This is a genomic window from Streptomyces sp. NPDC048211, from assembly GCF_043202315.1.
In the GTDB taxonomy this organism is placed as follows: Bacteria; Actinomycetota; Actinomycetes; order Streptomycetales; family Streptomycetaceae; genus Streptomyces.
In genome coordinates this window covers 1-14,971 of record NZ_JBIDAD010000024.1, presented here as the reverse complement: position 1 = coordinate 14,971, position 14,971 = coordinate 1, and the positions used below count along the sequence as shown (strand labels likewise).

The 14,971-nt window shown below is 69.0% G+C and carries 17 protein-coding genes; 7 read left to right on the top strand and 10 right to left on the bottom strand.

Annotated elements, in window-relative coordinates; translation table 11 throughout:
* Nucleotides 1-410: 410 nt before the first annotated feature.
* Nucleotides 411-1,145: a hypothetical protein gene (locus ACGFZA_RS39995; RefSeq protein ID WP_393685777.1), complete on the top strand. Its 735-nt coding sequence runs from the start codon at nt 411-413 to the stop codon at nt 1,143-1,145.
* On the opposite strand, the gene ACGFZA_RS39990 is transcribed toward ACGFZA_RS39995, so the two are convergent.
* The 3 genes from ACGFZA_RS39990 to ACGFZA_RS39980 all read right to left on the bottom strand — a co-directional run bounded on the left by ACGFZA_RS39990 (nt 1,116) and on the right by ACGFZA_RS39980 (nt 3,232).
* A complete protein-coding gene (locus ACGFZA_RS39990) occupies nt 1,116-1,343 on the bottom strand; it encodes a hypothetical protein (protein ID WP_393685775.1) in 228 nt (75 codons plus the stop codon). The two genes, ACGFZA_RS39995 and ACGFZA_RS39990, sit on opposite strands and share 30 nt — an antisense overlap.
* 613 nt (nt 1,344-1,956) lie before the next feature.
* Nucleotides 1,957-3,072: a helix-turn-helix domain-containing protein gene (locus ACGFZA_RS39985; protein ID WP_393685773.1), complete on the bottom strand. Its 1,116-nt coding sequence runs from the start codon at nt 3,070-3,072 to the stop codon at nt 1,957-1,959.
* Nucleotides 3,073-3,079: 7 nt separating this feature from the next.
* Nucleotides 3,080-3,232: a hypothetical protein gene (locus ACGFZA_RS39980; RefSeq protein WP_385278212.1), complete on the bottom strand. Its 153-nt coding sequence runs from the start codon at nt 3,230-3,232 to the stop codon at nt 3,080-3,082.
* Between the two features lie 1,028 nt (nt 3,233-4,260).
* On the opposite strand from ACGFZA_RS39980, the gene ACGFZA_RS39975 reads away from it, so the two are divergent.
* The gene (locus tag ACGFZA_RS39975; RefSeq protein WP_393685771.1) at nt 4,261-4,764 is read left to right on the top strand and encodes a hypothetical protein; all 504 of its coding nucleotides are present in this window, start codon (nt 4,261-4,263) and stop codon (nt 4,762-4,764) included.
* A 42-nt stretch (nt 4,765-4,806) separates the two neighbouring features.
* On the opposite strand, the gene ACGFZA_RS39970 is transcribed toward ACGFZA_RS39975, so the two are convergent.
* Complete coding sequence (locus ACGFZA_RS39970; protein ID WP_393685769.1) at nt 4,807-6,054, bottom strand: lanthionine synthetase LanC family protein; 1,248 nt, start codon at nt 6,052-6,054, stop codon at nt 4,807-4,809.
* Nucleotides 6,055-6,380: 326 nt separating this feature from the next.
* On the bottom strand, nt 6,381-7,238 hold the full coding sequence (locus tag ACGFZA_RS39965; RefSeq protein WP_393685767.1) for a hypothetical protein: 858 nt from the start codon (nt 7,236-7,238) through the stop codon (nt 6,381-6,383).
* 103 nt (nt 7,239-7,341) lie between these two features.
* Between ACGFZA_RS39965 and ACGFZA_RS39960 the strand changes: the two genes are divergently transcribed.
* Nucleotides 7,342-7,551: an AraC family transcriptional regulator gene (locus ACGFZA_RS39960; RefSeq protein ID WP_393685765.1), complete on the top strand. Its 210-nt coding sequence runs from the start codon at nt 7,342-7,344 to the stop codon at nt 7,549-7,551.
* Nucleotides 7,552-7,788: 237 nt separating this feature from the next.
* On the opposite strand, the gene ACGFZA_RS39955 is transcribed toward ACGFZA_RS39960, so the two are convergent.
* Both ACGFZA_RS39955 and ACGFZA_RS39950 read right to left on the bottom strand, forming a co-directional pair.
* Nucleotides 7,789-7,962, bottom strand: coding sequence for a hypothetical protein (locus ACGFZA_RS39955; RefSeq protein ID WP_393685763.1), 174 nt, complete (start codon nt 7,960-7,962; stop codon nt 7,789-7,791).
* Between the two features lie 43 nt (nt 7,963-8,005).
* The gene (locus tag ACGFZA_RS39950) at nt 8,006-9,139 is read right to left on the bottom strand and encodes an FG-GAP repeat domain-containing protein (protein WP_393685761.1); all 1,134 of its coding nucleotides are present in this window, start codon (nt 9,137-9,139) and stop codon (nt 8,006-8,008) included.
* Between the two features lie 87 nt (nt 9,140-9,226).
* Here ACGFZA_RS39950 and ACGFZA_RS39945 point away from each other — a divergent pair, with 87 nt between their 5' ends.
* Nucleotides 9,227-9,421: a hypothetical protein gene (locus tag ACGFZA_RS39945; RefSeq protein ID WP_385278227.1), complete on the top strand. Its 195-nt coding sequence runs from the start codon at nt 9,227-9,229 to the stop codon at nt 9,419-9,421.
* A 165-nt stretch (nt 9,422-9,586) separates the two neighbouring features.
* Here the strand turns inward: ACGFZA_RS39945 and ACGFZA_RS39940 are convergent, their stop codons facing one another.
* The 3 genes from ACGFZA_RS39940 to ACGFZA_RS39930 form a co-directional block, all read right to left on the bottom strand.
* Nucleotides 9,587-9,994 carry an SMI1/KNR4 family protein gene (locus tag ACGFZA_RS39940; RefSeq protein ID WP_393685759.1) on the bottom strand — a complete coding sequence of 136 codons (408 nt, stop codon included), beginning with the start codon at nt 9,992-9,994 and terminating at the stop codon, nt 9,587-9,589.
* A 197-nt stretch (nt 9,995-10,191) separates the two neighbouring features.
* Complete coding sequence (locus tag ACGFZA_RS39935; RefSeq protein ID WP_393685757.1) at nt 10,192-10,539, bottom strand: transposase; 348 nt, start codon at nt 10,537-10,539, stop codon at nt 10,192-10,194.
* A 162-nt stretch (nt 10,540-10,701) separates the two neighbouring features.
* Nucleotides 10,702-11,091, bottom strand: a complete 390-nt coding sequence (locus ACGFZA_RS39930; RefSeq protein WP_385278231.1) for an ArsR/SmtB family transcription factor — start codon at nt 11,089-11,091, stop codon at nt 10,702-10,704.
* A gap of 94 nt (nt 11,092-11,185) precedes the next feature.
* On the opposite strand from ACGFZA_RS39930, the gene ACGFZA_RS39925 reads away from it, so the two are divergent.
* The 3 genes from ACGFZA_RS39925 to ACGFZA_RS39915 all read left to right on the top strand — a co-directional run bounded on the left by ACGFZA_RS39925 (nt 11,186) and on the right by ACGFZA_RS39915 (nt 14,880).
* Complete coding sequence (locus ACGFZA_RS39925) at nt 11,186-13,150, top strand: heavy metal translocating P-type ATPase (protein WP_393685755.1); 1,965 nt, start codon at nt 11,186-11,188, stop codon at nt 13,148-13,150.
* Nucleotides 13,147-13,554 (top strand): (2Fe-2S) ferredoxin domain-containing protein, encoded by a 408-nt coding sequence (locus tag ACGFZA_RS39920; protein WP_393685753.1) that lies wholly within the window; start codon nt 13,147-13,149, stop codon nt 13,552-13,554. Before ACGFZA_RS39925 ends, ACGFZA_RS39920 begins: the two co-directional genes overlap by 4 nt.
* A gap of 357 nt (nt 13,555-13,911) precedes the next feature.
* On the top strand, nt 13,912-14,880 hold the full coding sequence (locus tag ACGFZA_RS39915) for a hypothetical protein (protein WP_393685839.1): 969 nt from the start codon (nt 13,912-13,914) through the stop codon (nt 14,878-14,880).
* Nucleotides 14,881-14,971 lie beyond the last annotated feature (91 nt).

Genomic DNA, 14,971 nt, shown 5'->3' with positions numbered 1-14,971 from the left:
CGCTGGGGGCGACTTGGCGTAGAAATCTAGAACGGGCACCCGCTGACCTGCCTCGTTCGTTTGACCGAACCTTCGCGAACGGGACCAACCCATTGTCAGTTGCGTGACTCGTTCAACCTTCGGTGAGATGAGCCCAATGCCTTGGTCCGAAGGGACAATGGAATTTCTGTGCGTGGGCGAGATGGGAATTCGGGCAGGAAGAGGGGTCTGCTGAGATCGCTCGCTCGCATGGCTCCATGCAACGTCGGTCTGCTGTCAGCACGCTCTCCGCGGTTGTGGGCATCTCTTCGCAGCCGTTCTGGCGGTCGGATGCCGACAAGGGCATGCCGCACACGCGCCGGACCACGTCGCACGCCGCGAGCAGCCATCTCTTCGATTCCGGCAGTCACGGGCATGGTTAGATCCCCGGCATGACAGATTGGACGCGCCTCACCCACGCCTACGGTTCCGCCGAAGACATACCCATCCTGCTGGCGCGCATCGCGTCCGAGGCCAAGGGGGGCCTCTGGGACAACCTGTGGTCTGCGCTCTGTCATCAAGGCAGCGTCTACTCGGCAAGCTTCGCAGCACTGCCCTGGTTGGCCGACATGGCCGAGAACGAAGACCGGGAGCAAGCTGTGAACGCTCTGGCCCTGGCCGGCGCCATCATGGCGGGCTCGGAGCAGCCACATGGAGCAGGCCACGTCCACACGAAGTATTCGGCGGAGATCGCGACCCTGCTGGCATCGGTGAATCGCCATCTCCGAACCGCGACGGACCGCACCGAGTACGTCGACCTCCTGGAGTCCATGCTCGACTTCGAGGGCGTCGCGGGATGGAGCGAGGACCTGGCTTGGGGAATCGGGAACGAGGAATACGAAGTCTCCTGCCCAGAATGCGAAAGCAACCTGTTCATCGTCCTTGGCGAACGCGAGTTCTTCTGCACCAGCGAGGACTATGCCCTCTCGGACGGCACGGTTGAAACCCGCCCGCTCCGCCCGACGAGCCCCGAATTCCTGGAAGGCATCGGCTCGCGTCTCCACAAAATGGCACTCAATGACGGCCAACACGAAGTCGCCCACGTGCTGACCTACGTCTTCGGGAACGCGACCTGCCCCGACTGCGAAACCGACTTCTCAGTCGCCGACCGAGTCACCGCTGGCTGAGCAAGCACCCAGCAGCCCCTGACTCTCGAACCCGGCGGCCTCCGGCTGCATCGGGCTGGTCGCGAAGCTCGCCGTTCTTTCCGATTCCTTGCGCTGAACAGCCCCGTCGATGGTCCGGGGGTCGACGGCTTCGAGGGTTGAGCCGGCCGTGTAGGGGCGGTCGAGACCGGCAGGCCAGCTGGGTCGGTCGTGGGGCAAGAGGCAGAACGTGCGTCAGGCGAACAGGCCACTGTCAAGGAGCCGGGGTGCGGAGGGGGCGAGGCTGGTGCAGCCGACGAGCTGGCCGTCGCGTCCGTAGCGGGGCTATCCCCCGGCGGGTGGTGACCGTGTCGAGGGCCTGGAAAACGTAGTCGAGGTCCCCTGTGTTCTCCAGCCGGACGACTTCGGCTTCCCTGGCGAGATCGCCTCCCCGTGGGATCGCGCACACTTCGCCGCCTGGTTGCCTGCTGCCCGCCGACAGGTGCAACTCTCGGGACACGGCGAAGAAGCGCTTAGGCGGCCGGGTGAGTATGTGCACGCCCGCGCGTACACGACTCCGGGTATGTAGGTGATAACCCCAAGGTTCAGTCCCGTCAGCCCCGTGGAGGATGAGACCACCTCTGCTGAACAGCCTTTCCTCCGTACGGAACCGAACGGGCCGCGGGACCGAGATGCCGGCCGCCTTCGTCAGGCCCGTGCAACCTGCGCCGCCCGTCCAGGCACCTGCGGGGCCTCGGACGGCATGGCCGCTCGCAGCTGCGCGCCCAGCGCCTGGCTGCTGCTCGTAGTCGCTCATGCCTGCGAGGACCACGGCCTACCTCTGGACAGGTCGTCAGAAGTTGGGCCAGCGGGTGTGGTCCGATGCTGCGCTCTTCGGGCGCCAGCGCTCGATCGCCCGGCCGAAACTACGTAACACAGCGGGACGAGGCGACCGGGCAGGCGGCACACCGCTTGTCTCGACCTGAACCTGCGGGGCAACAGAAAGAGGGCTGCGGGCTTCCGGGGGTAGCTCCAGTGGTGCTTCCTTGGGCTGCAGGGTAAGGATCCCGACCGTAGGACTTCCGCCGGCTCGAACCAAGACCGGATAGCGGTATGGCGTCCTGACGGGCAGCCCGGAGCGGGTTGTCCCGGCCGGCGGGTGAGCCTTTCGCGGGCCATGCTGTCCACGCGGGCCGGTGGCGAACATGGTCTTCAAAGAAATCTGCCCGCGCCGGAAGTCGAGGGTGGTCTCGTCTTCGAGCACATGGAACGCGGCGTCAGCCCGGGCGGGGCTTTCACCCCGCGGGGCATCCACCGGGAACGTCATCTTCCTGGCCGCTGCAGGCGGCCTCTCGGCTCTGGAGATGCGGTCCCAGACCTGCTGCCAGCGGCGCACGCCGTTCGGGGGAACCTCCAGGGATTCCATGAACGCCGTGAGGTGCTCCCGCGAGGGGACGGCCTCGCCTCTGAGGATGAGGCTGAGACTGCTCTTGGGCAGCCTGTGGCGTCCGTCCCGTGTACGCCCGGCCATCGTCTGCAACTCGTTCAGAGACGGCTGTCCCTTGCGCGCCCGCATCTCGACCATGACGTCGTGGAGCTTGCCGAAGCTGTCAACGACGTCGGGGTGGGTCATCACCGAGCGCACCGAGGTCGCCAGGTCGCGGAACTCCGGGGAGATGCCTGCTTGACGCCGACGTTCCTCCCTGGCTCTGCGCGCCGCCTTCCAAAGGCGCACCGCCTCATCGGGATCGGCCTCGCACGCGGCCGCGAAGGAGACCACCAGGCGGCGGGAGGGAACCGTGCGCCCGGAGGCACCACGGGAAAGCGCCGACGCAGTGAACTGGTGACCGGTCAGTAGGGCCATTGCCGCATAGGTGAGACCTCGACGCTCGCGTTGGGCACGGAGCCATAACGCGAGCGCCTCGGCCTGTCGGGTTTCGGCGGCAACGGCGTTCTCACGCCGTCCCATTAATGCCTCAGGCGACGGTGGGTGGCGGAGCCTGTGACGCGCGCAGGGCTTGGACGGAGTGGGCGGCGATGCCCAGGGCTCCGCCCACGAAGGCCAGGGCGCCCGCTACCGGCATGCCCAGGGCCGCGAGAGCTGCGGCCACGACCACGACCACGATCACGAGGCGCACCTCCGACGCCGTGAGGCCGTCATGTGCGGGTCGGGGGACGGGATCCTGCCATAAGGGAATGGAACGCATGTCTACCTGCCTGTTTTGGTGTCACGCCCTGTGTAGGCGTGGGGAGTTGGCTGCACCGTGAACGCCGGCGGCGACTTCCAGGTCGGCCCGTCGGCGGGACTGATCCTCTCACCGGCATCGGGACAATCACAATGAGTGGCCTCTCGAGTCAGGTCTTTGATGCACGATCGTCCAGGGCCTAATCCCCAGGAGATGGCGAACGGATGGCCGAGTACGATTCCGAACTTGCGAAATGAGCAGGTGGGAAGATGGAAACTGCTTTTTTTGTGCGTTTTCGTCCAGGTGCCATTGCTCAACCAGGTCCGGGAATGCCATGGTCCTTTCAACGCTACCTCCGGCACCTGTCGGCGGAGGCTCCCTGGCGCCATGGCTGCACCATGAAACAGGGTCCGGGTACACCGCGTTCCAGCGCGGCGCCCGCCAGGTGGCGCGTCCGGTGAGGATGCGCCACCTGCCGCATGTTCGGGCTGTCGCAGACGGTCAGCGGGCATCCGCCCGCCCGTGCGTGGACAGACGTCCACGCGGCGATCGTGGACCTGCTCACGGGCCGTCTGCCGGCAACCGACCGGCTGTAGCGCTCTCCCGGGTGATGCCCGTGCCGGAACTCTTCGTGGGGCGGCCACGGAGGCCGTCGTCGGGATCGATCGGAACACGCGGCGACCCGCCGCCCCGGATCTGCCGGCTCCGCACCCCGCGGCTCCACCTGATGCGAAGTCACCCCACGACGATCATTCCAGGCAGAATGACTGAGGACTGTCCCGTAGTCCATGGCAGGCGCACAACGACAGCTACGGCACCTCGCCGCGTTCTCGGAACGCCCGAATACATCCAGTATGCGGGCGTCCCTCCGCCTTGCGATGCACCGTATCCGACGCCGCGCGCTGATCCACCAGGGATTACGGGACAGCCCTCAGACGGCGGGGGCCACAGCAGCACCAGGGAGACTCGGCATGACTGACTGTTATCCGTACCGGATCGCGACCAGGAGAGGGGTCCTGACGCTGATCTGGCAACCCGGAGAGGGCGACGCCCGCGATGAGCTCGCGGTTGACGGCCTCGGAAGACTCCTCGCGTTCCATGACCTCAAGACGCTGCAGGAATACTGCGATCAGAAGGGCTGGGACCTCGTCCGAGAAGGCGCAGCCACTCTCGATCTGGGCGTCGTACGACAGTGGGTCGAGCACCTCGGCCTTGGCTCGGCCCAGGCAGGACTGCTGCTGGACGCGTGGAACTTCTTCGACGACCTCTCCCACAGCCTGAAGGCTGACCCGCCCCTTCCCTCCCGAGGATCGATCCAGGACAGCGCCTATGAAAAGATCTTCGGCGGCGAAGCTCTCGGGCCGACCACCGGCGAGGGAGCCTGGACGGGCGAGGAGACCGCGGCTGTGCGTGAACTCCTCCGCGCAGGGCTGGCTCTCTGGGAAGAGGCCGTGCATGGGTCCGGCACCGGCTGATCGAATCTACGAGTCTTCCGCGCGCACCCAGTCCAACTGCGGTCACAGCGACGCGGTCTGCGGTTGGTCCGGGAAGGGAACCGCATAGCGCGGGTCTCGATTCGTGGTGATGCGGGCGTGGCGGAGAAGCTCGCGGATGATGCCTGCGTTACCCATGGCCCAGCCCGTCGTCGGCGGAAGGACGCTGGGGGTTTCGCGGTGCTCGACGTTGGACCAGTGCGTTCCGTCGGCGTCGGTACCCGCCCGGGCCGCCAGGTCGGCGACGAGTACGTCGGCGAAGTCTCCGCCGTCGCCGCATTCGACCTGCCGGTCGCCGGCGAGGGCAAGGACGCCTGCCGTGCCGCAACAGCGGCCGTTGTTGTCCCAGAAGCCGGGGCGGATCCGTTGCGGGATGCCCGAGTTGACGAGCGTGTGCCAGCACCGGTCGGCGAGAGCCGGCCACGCGGGGTCATCCGGCACGATGTCGCTCAGGAGGCGAAACGCCTGGGCGTCGCCGGCCGTTCCGTGGCACCAGCCGTAGCTGTGCCGTTCTATCTTCTCGTGCTGCTGTTGCGGGTCCGAGTGCGGGACGAGGAAGCCGTCCGGACCGGCTTCGTCGCGGGAGACGACGTCAGCGGCACCGGCCAGTGCGAGGTCGACGAGATCGGGGCGGTCAGCGGCCCGCCCCACGGCGGCGAGCGCGTACACGATGCCAAGGGTGCCGTGCGACATGTGGTGCATGCGTGGGACCGCGCCGGTCCGACCTTCCCACTGGACACCAGCGGTGGTGGCTTCGGCGGTGTGCGGGTAGCGTTCGACGGCCAGGCAAGCGAGGTCGACGTCGCCGCACTCCAGCGCGGCCAGCGCTATGCCGGCGTTACCGACGATCAGTTCGTAGCAGTCGTTCCAGGCCGTGCCGTCGTAACGCGACCGCAGGATGTGCAGAGCGCGGTCTGCGGAAGCTCCCGCCGCGGAGTCGCCGAGCACGCGGTGCACACCTCGCAGGGCAACGGCCATTCCGGCCACGCCCGTATAGAGGCCGCTGGCCTCCCAGTTCTCCACCGCGGCCGCGACGCTCCGCGCACCGCGCACGGCCGCGTCCGCGTACCGGTCGTCGGCGAAGTACAGCCATGCGTCGAGGAGGGTCGCCAGAACGCCCGATGTCCCGCTGTACAGAACCGGGGTGACCTGATCGTCGATGAGTCTGTCCGGCCAGCCCAAACCGCCGTCCGTGTCGCGCCCGGCCTTGAGCAGCCACTCAAGGGCTCCGAGGGCGAGCGACTCCGCGTTGTCCGTTGGCTTGATGGTCATCACCTCAGCGTTCCACACGGACCAGGTGTCCCACGAGCCCCAGAACAGCACTCGTCATCATGGGCTCGCCGACAGGTCTAGGTCGAGTCGTCGTGGGCTCGCGCGGCCCAACGGAAAGGCGGACTCCCAGCAGGACACGGCAGCAGAAGACCGGCCAATCCACTCCACACGGCTGACATCACGCCCAGTCAGCCCTGCACGGAAAGTGAGTCAGAACCGCGGTTCCGACAGCGCCCTGGCAGTGCTTGTTCGCTGGAGAGGACCAGTTCCGAACTGCGGCTTCTGGCCCCACCAGCCCCGAAGCGGTGGCGGCCCGGCCAACCGAGTCAGGAGTGCCGGCGGGTCCCGTTGCCGAGCGCCGTGCGGGCGAACCATGTCCGCGTCTCATCCGCGGTCAGGACGCGGATCAGCTGGACCGTGCCCGGGAGATGAGGGAAGAACCGGTCGGCGTTCCAACTACGCCGGTATGTCGGCTCGTCGAGCACGAGCAGGCGACGCCCCTCCATTACGGGGATGTCGTCGGGCAGCCCTTCGTTCCAGATCCGCTCGCCGTCCGGGGCGAGGAGCTCGAAGACCCCAATCGCGGCGACCTGGGAGCGCCCCCGGGCGGGCTCGGGATCCGTGGCCAGGCGGACGCTCTCCGCCGAAGGAGCAGTACCGGGCACATGGCCGCCGCCGACGAGGACGTGGCCGAGCAGCGTGTGCAATTGGAAGTTGTCCCCGATGCCGCCGATGCGCACCTCGAACCCGGTCCCGGTGGGCCGGTGCAGCACCACCAGCGGCTCGTCGTCCAGAACCGACAGCGCGTAGGCCAGGCATTTGAGGTCGTGCCGTTCCAGGGCTGCCAGGTCGCGGCAGGCGGGAAGGATCACGGATGCATGCCGGCTGCGCACCTCGGCGCTGCGACACAGCACGGCCAACGCGGGTGGCTGCCACTCCTCGACCGAGCACCAGGCCAGCGCCAACTGCGTGGCCTCGTGCACGTCGCCGCCGAGACGGGCCAGGAGTGCTTCGTCGATGATCTTCTCGTCCGGCTCCGGAAGTTCGTCCTCGGCCGCGCCGGTGGAGGCCCAGCGGCGGGCGAACTCCAGAGCGTCGAGCAGGTCTCGGTGGACGCCGCCGAGGATCGGCTCGGCGCAGACTGCCGGATCGGCCCCGCGCTCGACGCAGAAGCCGGCCGCCATCGCCAGCATCGGTCGCGGGCGATGGGCGGAAAGGCGGGAAGCAGCGCCGCCAAGCGGGGCCCCGCCAGAACTCGCTCGGTGTCCGAAGCCGACGGTCGCAGCGGTGGCACACGCCTGCGGATACGCGAGCCCGTTCCACCTGTCACGCAGATTCCGGGCACGGTTCGGGATGCCGCCGACGGTGTACCGCGAGACGGCACGGGTATCCGGCATCTCGTTGCCGGAGCCTGCCGGTGGTTCGGCGGCGCTGTACGCCTTCGAAGACGTCGTCCGGCGCGCGCAGCACACGAGCGAACGCCGGCGCAGTCCGTAATTCCCAGCCCTCCAGGGTTTGTCGGACGGGCCGCAGCGTGGACCTTGTTCGACTGCTGAGCTGTGTCGTTAAGGGCTGTCCCGCTCACCCACGAGCCGGGGTCCAGTCCGGCGGACAGGATGATCGCGTGCGAGCGGCCATGCCAGAAGGGCCAGTGCCGTGAACCTCCGTGCACGTACCGGTTCCGCCCGGCATCCCACGGCCGGCTGTCTCACGCCCGGGACAACGAGCAGGTGTCTACGCACCTTGGTTCCTGCGTGGGGTGAGCGGGAAGGATGCCTCGTCGTGGTCCGTGCCGTCGGTGATCCACCATCTCTCCCCGCCGAAGAGTGCCAGTTCCGCGCGGCCGTCGCCGTCCCAGTCGCCGGTGTCGAAGAGCGTGCCGTCGCCGGCGCCGTCGTCCCCCGGCACGGAGCGCTTGGTGGCACGCCAGGGTTCTGACCCGAGCCCGAACTCAGAGCCGCCCCGCATTCACCTCGATCCGCGCGTCCCCCTCCTCCTTCTTCGCGGTGAGCTGGACGGCCAGGTCGTCGCAGCCATCACCGTTGAAGTCTGCGGAGGCGAGTTTGCTGCCGAAGCCTTCTTTGAAGTCGCCACCCTCCACGGTGACCCACTCGTCCGGCTCCTTCCCGTAGCGGACGCTGACCCTGCCGCGCCGGTGAGGCGTGTCGACCTCGTCGTAGCTGTCGACGAAGCTCCGGCCGACGGCGACGTCCTGCCGGCCGTCGCCGTCGAAGTCGCCGAAGACGACGTTCTCGCCCTCCGGCAGCCGCTCAGGCTCCTTGCTCAGGCCTGCTGCGGTATGGGCGCCGCCGGTGAAGAGCAGGGGCGGATCCCACGGCGAGTCGTAGAGGGCGAGATCGGTGGCGCGGTCGTCATTCGCGTCCCCGGCGACCAGTACGGGTGTCGCGCCCTCGTGGACCGGGCTGGGGATCTTCACGGTAAGGGCGGGGGCACCCGAGCGCTTGAACGGTCCCTTGAGGACAACCAGTTCGCCCTGCCCCTCGCCCGAGTCCTTGGAGACCGCGAGGTCGGTGTGGCCGTCCCCGTCGAAGTCGCCGGCGATCGGCGCGGTGTGGTAGCCGCTGCCCGGCAACGGGACGCGCCCGTGAGGCCCGTCGGCCCGCGAACCCTTGGGGCCTCCCCACAGGACCAGGGCGGCGCTGCTGACGACGAGGTCGGCGTGGCCGTCCTCATCCAGGTCGGCGACCGTGGGCTGGTACTGGTCGTCGCCCACCTGGATGTCGTCCGGCACACCGAGGTCGTCCTGGGTGAGGACGGTCGTGCGGTCGTGGTCCGGACCGCGCTCGGAACCGGGCACGACGACCACGTCGACCTTCAACGACCGGGAGATCTCGTGCACCAGATCGCCGAAGCCGTCACCGTCGAGGTCGGGGGTCGAGAGAGTGTCATCACGCGCGGAATCGACCGGCCGGCAGGGACTGCCGGGTACCGAGCGCACGTCGTCGTCGGACGGGAGAAGGACGTGGAACGCCACCACCGCCGCCACTACGGCGAGAGAGGCCACCACGGCGTGCCACACGCGCAGATGGCGGAAGAACGGACCGTCGGCCGTCGGAAAGTGCATCAGCCCACTTCACAGGCGTGGACGCGGGCCGCACAAGAAAGTGGATCATTCTGTTACGGGGGTGATGCACGACGACTCTGCCCTCTGTTGCCGCCCACGGATACCTGGGGCGGTGAGCCAGGGCCTCTTTCGGAAGCGATACCCGCGGCCCAACTGCGCGGTTGGGACGTCGGCCTGATCCTCACGCCATCCGCCCGATACCTCACCGAGGACGTCGAGGGCGCGGACGACACCCCGCAGGCGTCCGCTGTCCTCGCCTCTCTGGTCAAGGGAGCGGTGTGATGACCCCGGACACCGTTCCCATCCCCGCCCAGCCGTCCGGTGCCCAGGGCGCACGTGCCGACCTGATGTCATCGGGCGCTGCAACCCGGTACAGGCCGGGTCCGTGCTGAGACCGCGTTCGAGATCTGCCGACTGGCTCCTCTGCACGGGCTCGGACCGTAGCGGTCAGGTCGTAGCCAGCCAAGCCGAGTACCAATCGCGGAAGTCCGGGCCTGGAGTGAAGCCACCCCAATCGGGGTCGTCGAGCCACACCTGACCAGCGTTACTCCCCGTGATGACCAAGCGGTGGAACATGCCGCAGCCCACCTCGGCAATGACCAGACTCCCTTCGACCGGGTAGTTGGCGTTACCCTCCCTTCCCAGCCCGGGCCACTCGCTGGTGTGCGGGAACGACGTGGACAGGAAGCCTGCACGTCGGTCCTCCTCTCGGACGTCGTACAGAGCCCCCTCGTCGTCCACTTCCTCCATCAGACCAACGAGCCCGTAGTCCGGGCCTGCTCCTCCGTCGGCGACATCCGCGAGGAAGCTCCGATAGGAAGCGGGGAGTCGGACAGCGTGCTGCACCTCGAACATCCGGATCGTCTCCTCGGCCAGTGGGGGCCGAAGCCGGAATCCATGATCGGAAGCCCCGAAGCGCTGACGCTCAGGATCTTCTGGGCCATGGCTGCGACACGGGCACGCACCCATGCACCGTCCCAGGGCCCGCTTCGATCGGCATCGTCACGCATAGCGGCACAGTACTGGCGTCCTCGCGCGTTACCGCAGGCGGATCAGCGGTTTGGGGCCTGGCCGTGTGGCCGTTCGGCCCGGGGTGAGGCGGCGGACCATGAGCCGATCATGGCCCAGCGGATCATGGTTTCCGAGTAGGCGGGGCTGGCCTCGTAGTCGCGGGCGAGGCGCCGGTGGGCGGTGAGCCATGAGAAGGTTCGCTCCACCGCCCACCGCTTGGGATGGACCTGAAAGCCACACTGCTCAGGGTCCTTGCGGACGATCTCCAGCTCGCGGCCGAGGATCGTGGCGGCCCGGTCGACGAGGCGGCCGGCGAAGCCCTGGTCGGCCCAGACCTTCCGGACCCCGGAGTGATCGAGCCTGGTCCCGCAGCGTCGATCAGGCCGCATTCCGCAGCTGAACCTGCTCGCCCGCTGCAGCTTCACGGCCCGGTCCCGGCCATCGACGCCCTGCGTCCGCCGAGCGACCCGGACACACCGGAACGGGGACGACAGCGAAGGACCCGAGCAGGACTGAACCAGCGACCGGTCAGGGGGTGTTGGGCGGGGGCCCTACTGTCCGGAAGCGTCCGGTTCGGATGCGCGGGCCGGAACGTCGCGGACGCCGAGACGCAGGTGCTCTACGTGGTAGAGGGCCTGGTCGAGAAGTTCGGCGACGTGGTTGTCGTAAAGCGCGTAGACGATCGAGCGGCCCTGACGCTCGCCGGTGACCAGCCCGAGATTGCGCAGCAGGCGGAGCTGGTGGGAGCAGGCGGAGGCCTCCATACCGACGGCTTCGGCAAGATCGCCCACCGAGCACGGACCTTCCTGGAGACGGGCCAGGATGTAGAGCCGGGAGGGGGTGGCGAGGGCCTGGAGAGTGGCGGCGACGTCTGCGGTGCCGGCGGCGTCGAGGCGTTCCCGGGTGGTGGCGCGGCTGGCGCTGTCGTTCTTGTGGCCCATGTGGCCATCATACCGATGACACCTGAAAACCTGTTCAGATATTCCTGTATCGTGACGCGTGTTGCCTCATCCGCCCGTGAAGGGTTGTTTTGTCATGTCTTCTATCCTGGGCCAGCGCCCCTCACCGGCCCCGGTCGGCCCGCGCCCGGCTCCGCAGAAGCGGCGCACCCGGATGTCGGCCTTGCCGGAACCCCGCTGGGCAGTCTCCTCGCTGGCCCTGTTCCTGGCTGCCCTCCCGCTCTACCTGCTCGACGCCCCGGTGTGGGTGTGGGGGACGTTGCTCGCCGCCACCTACATCACAGGAGGCTGGGAGCCGGGGTGGGAGGGACTGAAGGCACTGAAGGACAAGACCCTGGACGTGGATCTGCTGATGGTGGTCGCCGCCCTCGGCGCCGCCGCCATCGGCCAGGTCCTGGACGGGGCGCTGCTGATCGTCATCTTCGCGGCCTCCGGTGCCCTGGAGGCCGTCGCGACCGCCCGCACCGCGGACTCGGTCCGCGGACTCCTTGACCTCGCGCCCTCCACCGCGACCCGCCTCCTCGCGGACGGCACCGAGGAGATGGCCGCCACGGAGGCCCTCGCGGTCGGGGACGTCATCCTGGTGCGGCCCGGCGAGCGGATCGGCGCGGACGGCCGAGTCCTGGTGGGAGCCGGCGACGTCGATCAGGCCACCATCACCGGCGAGCCGCTGCCGGTGGCCAAGCAGACCGGCGACGAGGTGTTCGCCGGCACCGTCAACGGCACCGGCGCCCTGCGGGTGCGGGTCGAGCGGGACCCGTCGGACTCGGTGATCGCCCGGATCGTGCAGATGGTCGAGGAAGCCTCCGAGACCAAGGCTCCGACCCAGCTGTTCATCGAGAGGATCGAGCAGCGGTACTCGATCGGCATGGTGATCGCGACGCTGGCCGTCTTCGCGATCCCGCTCGCCTTCGGCGACGGACTCCAGTCGGCTCTGCTGCGGGCGATGACGTTCATGATCGTGGCCTCGCCGTGCGCGGTGGTGCTGTCCACCATGCCCCCGCTGCTGTCCGCGATCGCCAACGCCGGACGCCGCGGTGTTCTCGCCAGGTCCGCTGTCGTCATGGAACGCCTCGGCCGGATCGACACCGTCGCCCTGGACAAGACCGGCACCCTCACCGAAGGCACCCCCCAGGTCACCGACCTGCGCCCGCTGCCCGCCGGCGGACTGGACGAGGATGCGCTGCTCGCCCTGACGGCGTCGGCCGAGCACCCCAGTGAGCACCCGCTCGCCCGGGCCGTGGTCGCCGCCGCCCGCGGACACGGCCTTCGCCTGTCCGACGCCGGAGACTTCACCTCCACCCCCGGCGAGGGCATCACCGCCACCGTCGACGGCCGCACCATCACGGTCGGGGCGCCCGCCCGGCTGCTGGACGGTGCAGCCCAGCAGGTCCACCTGGCCGTGGTGGCCGAGCTGGAGGAGGCCGGGCGGACCGCGGTCCTCGTCCTGCGCGACAAGGTGCCGGTGGGGGTGCTCGGCGTCGCGGACCGCCTGCGGCCGGACGCGGCTGCCACCGTCGCCGCCCTCACCCGCCTGAGCGGCCGAACCCCGGTTCTGCTGACCGGGGACAACGAACGCGCCGCGCGCAAGCTGGCCACCGAGGTCGGCATCACCGAGCTCCGCGCCGGACTGCTGCCCCAGGACAAAGCCGCCGCCGTCAAGGAATGGGAAGCCCGGGGGCGCCGCGTGCTGGTCGTGGGTGATGGTGTCAACGACGCCCCCGCCCACTCCGGGATCGCGATGGGCAAGGCAGGCTCCGACCTTGCCCTGGAGACCGCCGACGCCGTCGTCGTCCGCGACGAACTCGCCGCCATCCCCGCTGTCATCGGCCTCTCCCGCAAGGCCCGCCGCCTCGTCGTCCAGAACCTGGCCATCGCCGGGACCTTCATCACCGTCCTGGTCGCCTGGGACCTGATCGGCACCCTCCCCCTGCCGCTCGGCGTCGCCGGCCACGAAGGCTCCACCGTCATCGTCGGCCTCAACGGCCTGCGCCTGCTGCGCGAAGCCGCCTGGCCCCGCCTCGCCAAGGACAACGTATGAACAAACGCGCCCGCCATGCCGCCCCCGCCCCGGGGACGACACGCCCCACCGTCACCGTCTGCCGCGGCTGCTGCTGCGGCACTCCCGAAGTCCCCGGCCCCGACCACACCGCACAGCTCCGCGACCTCCGCCAGGCCCTCGACGGCACGGCGACCGTACGCGTCACGGACTGCCTCGACGCGTGCGAGCGTGCCAACGTCATCGTCGTCCAGCCCTCCGCCGAAGGCCGCAAGAACGGTGGCCGCCCCGTCTGGCTCGGCCTGGTCAACGACCCCGACGCCACCTCCGATATCACCGCCTGGGTCAGGGGCGGCGGCCCCGGCGTCACCGATCCGCCCGACATCCTCGACCTCTACACCTTCCGGCCCTCCCGCCGCGTCCAAGCCGAACTCCACGACACATAACCCCGCGACGTTGTGCTCTTCGGCCGTCCGCATCGCCCTCCCCGGTCCCGGAGTCATTCGATCTCGCCGAGCCGGCCTTCGCCATCGGCTCCAGCGATCCGATCGAGAGGGTTGTCACGGATCTCCACGAGCCGGCCGCGCTGGGCGGGGTCGGGGCGCAGGAGGGAGCAGCGGACGCCTGCTTCCCTGAACGACGAGGTGAGGCCGGCAGCCGAGGTACGGTCTTCGGCCTGCTGAGCACGGGCGGGAGGCGCCAACCGTCGGCCTCGTTGTACCGGTCCTGCGGCAACCCGCTCGCGCGTCGATTGCGCGACCGCATACGGTCTGCGCATGACGAGGACCACGCCGGCCAGACCGGTGTCCGTGGAGTCCCTGTTCCCGGAGCTGGCCCCCTACCGAGCTCGGACGACCCGTTTGCACCCCAGATCGGGGCGGCCCGGCATGCACGACAGTCACGTCGGCGGGCCGATGCTGTGGCCGGACGGCGAACCATGGCCGCTCTGCCACGAGCCGCACCAGCCCGAGAGCGAGGGGTACGCACCGGAGGAGATCCGCAGGGCCAGGGCCGCAGGGGTCTGGCCCCAGAGCCGGCCCTGGTCCTCCAGAGGAGCTCCCGGGCGGGACGGTCCGGTGCCCTTCGTGGCACTGGCCCAGCTCTTCCGCCGTGACATCCCCGGCCTTGCCCTCGGGCCCGACGGTGCGGACCTTGTGCAACTCTTCCGCTGTCCGTTCACCCACGGCCCGTACCTGGAGCGCCGCTACCGTCTGCGGTGGCGACACGCCAGGCACACCGAGGGCGCGGAACGCTTCCTCGCCGACCCGCCCCATGTGCCCATGCTTCGATGGGAACACGAACTCCCCGAGCCATGTGTCCTGCACCCTGAGGAAGTGGACACCTATCCCTGGGCGGAGGACGACACGTTGCCCGCCGCGCTGATCGCGAGCATCGACGCGTGGGACGACGCCCAGGCAGCGGAACACGGCCCCGACGCCCTCAGCTACCAGTACGACCTGTCGATCCCTCCCGGCTGGCGCGTCGGCGGCTTCCCCAGCTGGACGTCGACGGGTCCGATAGCCATCGGCTGCGCGTCCTGCGCAACCCCCATGCAGGTGCTGCTGACGGCCGAGGGCTACGAAATGGACGGCGGCTCGCACAGCTGGGTGCCACTGGAGGACCGTGACCCGCTCCTGACGGGGCAGGCATCGATCCGGGGTGGCCAATCCGTTGCCCAACCCACCCGGCTCCGCTTCGGCCGGGACCGGGACCTGCACGTTTTCACGTGCCCGGCCGACCCCGGACACCCGCCCCGATGGGTGCTTGCCTAACTGATCGTTTCAGAATGAGATCGGTGTGGTGGCTTGGCAGTTGGGTGTTGGGTCGGCAGGATCTGGTAGGTGTCTGCTGATCTTGTGCCTG

Bases quoted from the DNA above. Each gene is read 5' to 3' on its own strand.
- ACGFZA_RS39970 (WP_393685769.1), bottom strand. From the start codon at position 6,054: ATGACCATCAAGCCAACGGACAACGCGGAGTCGCTCGCCCTCGGAGCC.
- ACGFZA_RS39950 (WP_393685761.1), bottom strand. From the start codon at position 9,139: ATGCACTTTCCGACGGCCGACGGTCCGTTCTTCCGCCATCTGCGCGTG.
- ACGFZA_RS39940 (WP_393685759.1), bottom strand. From the start codon at position 9,994: ATGTTCGAGGTGCAGCACGCTGTCCGACTCCCCGCTTCCTATCGGAGC.
- ACGFZA_RS39985 (WP_393685773.1), bottom strand. From the start codon at position 3,072: ATGGGACGGCGTGAGAACGCCGTTGCCGCCGAAACCCGACAGGCCGAG.
- ACGFZA_RS39965 (WP_393685767.1), bottom strand. From the start codon at position 7,238: ATGGCGGCCGGCTTCTGCGTCGAGCGCGGGGCCGATCCGGCAGTCTGC.
- ACGFZA_RS39935 (WP_393685757.1), bottom strand. From the start codon at position 10,539: ATGCGGCCTGATCGACGCTGCGGGACCAGGCTCGATCACTCCGGGGTC.
- ACGFZA_RS39930 (WP_385278231.1), bottom strand. From the start codon at position 11,091: ATGGGCCACAAGAACGACAGCGCCAGCCGCGCCACCACCCGGGAACGC.
- ACGFZA_RS39920 (WP_393685753.1), top strand. From the start codon at position 13,147: ATGAACAAACGCGCCCGCCATGCCGCCCCCGCCCCGGGGACGACACGC.
- ACGFZA_RS39925 (WP_393685755.1), top strand. From the start codon at position 11,186: ATGTCTTCTATCCTGGGCCAGCGCCCCTCACCGGCCCCGGTCGGCCCG.
- ACGFZA_RS39995 (WP_393685777.1), top strand. From the start codon at position 411: ATGACAGATTGGACGCGCCTCACCCACGCCTACGGTTCCGCCGAAGAC.
- ACGFZA_RS39975 (WP_393685771.1), top strand. From the start codon at position 4,261: ATGACTGACTGTTATCCGTACCGGATCGCGACCAGGAGAGGGGTCCTG.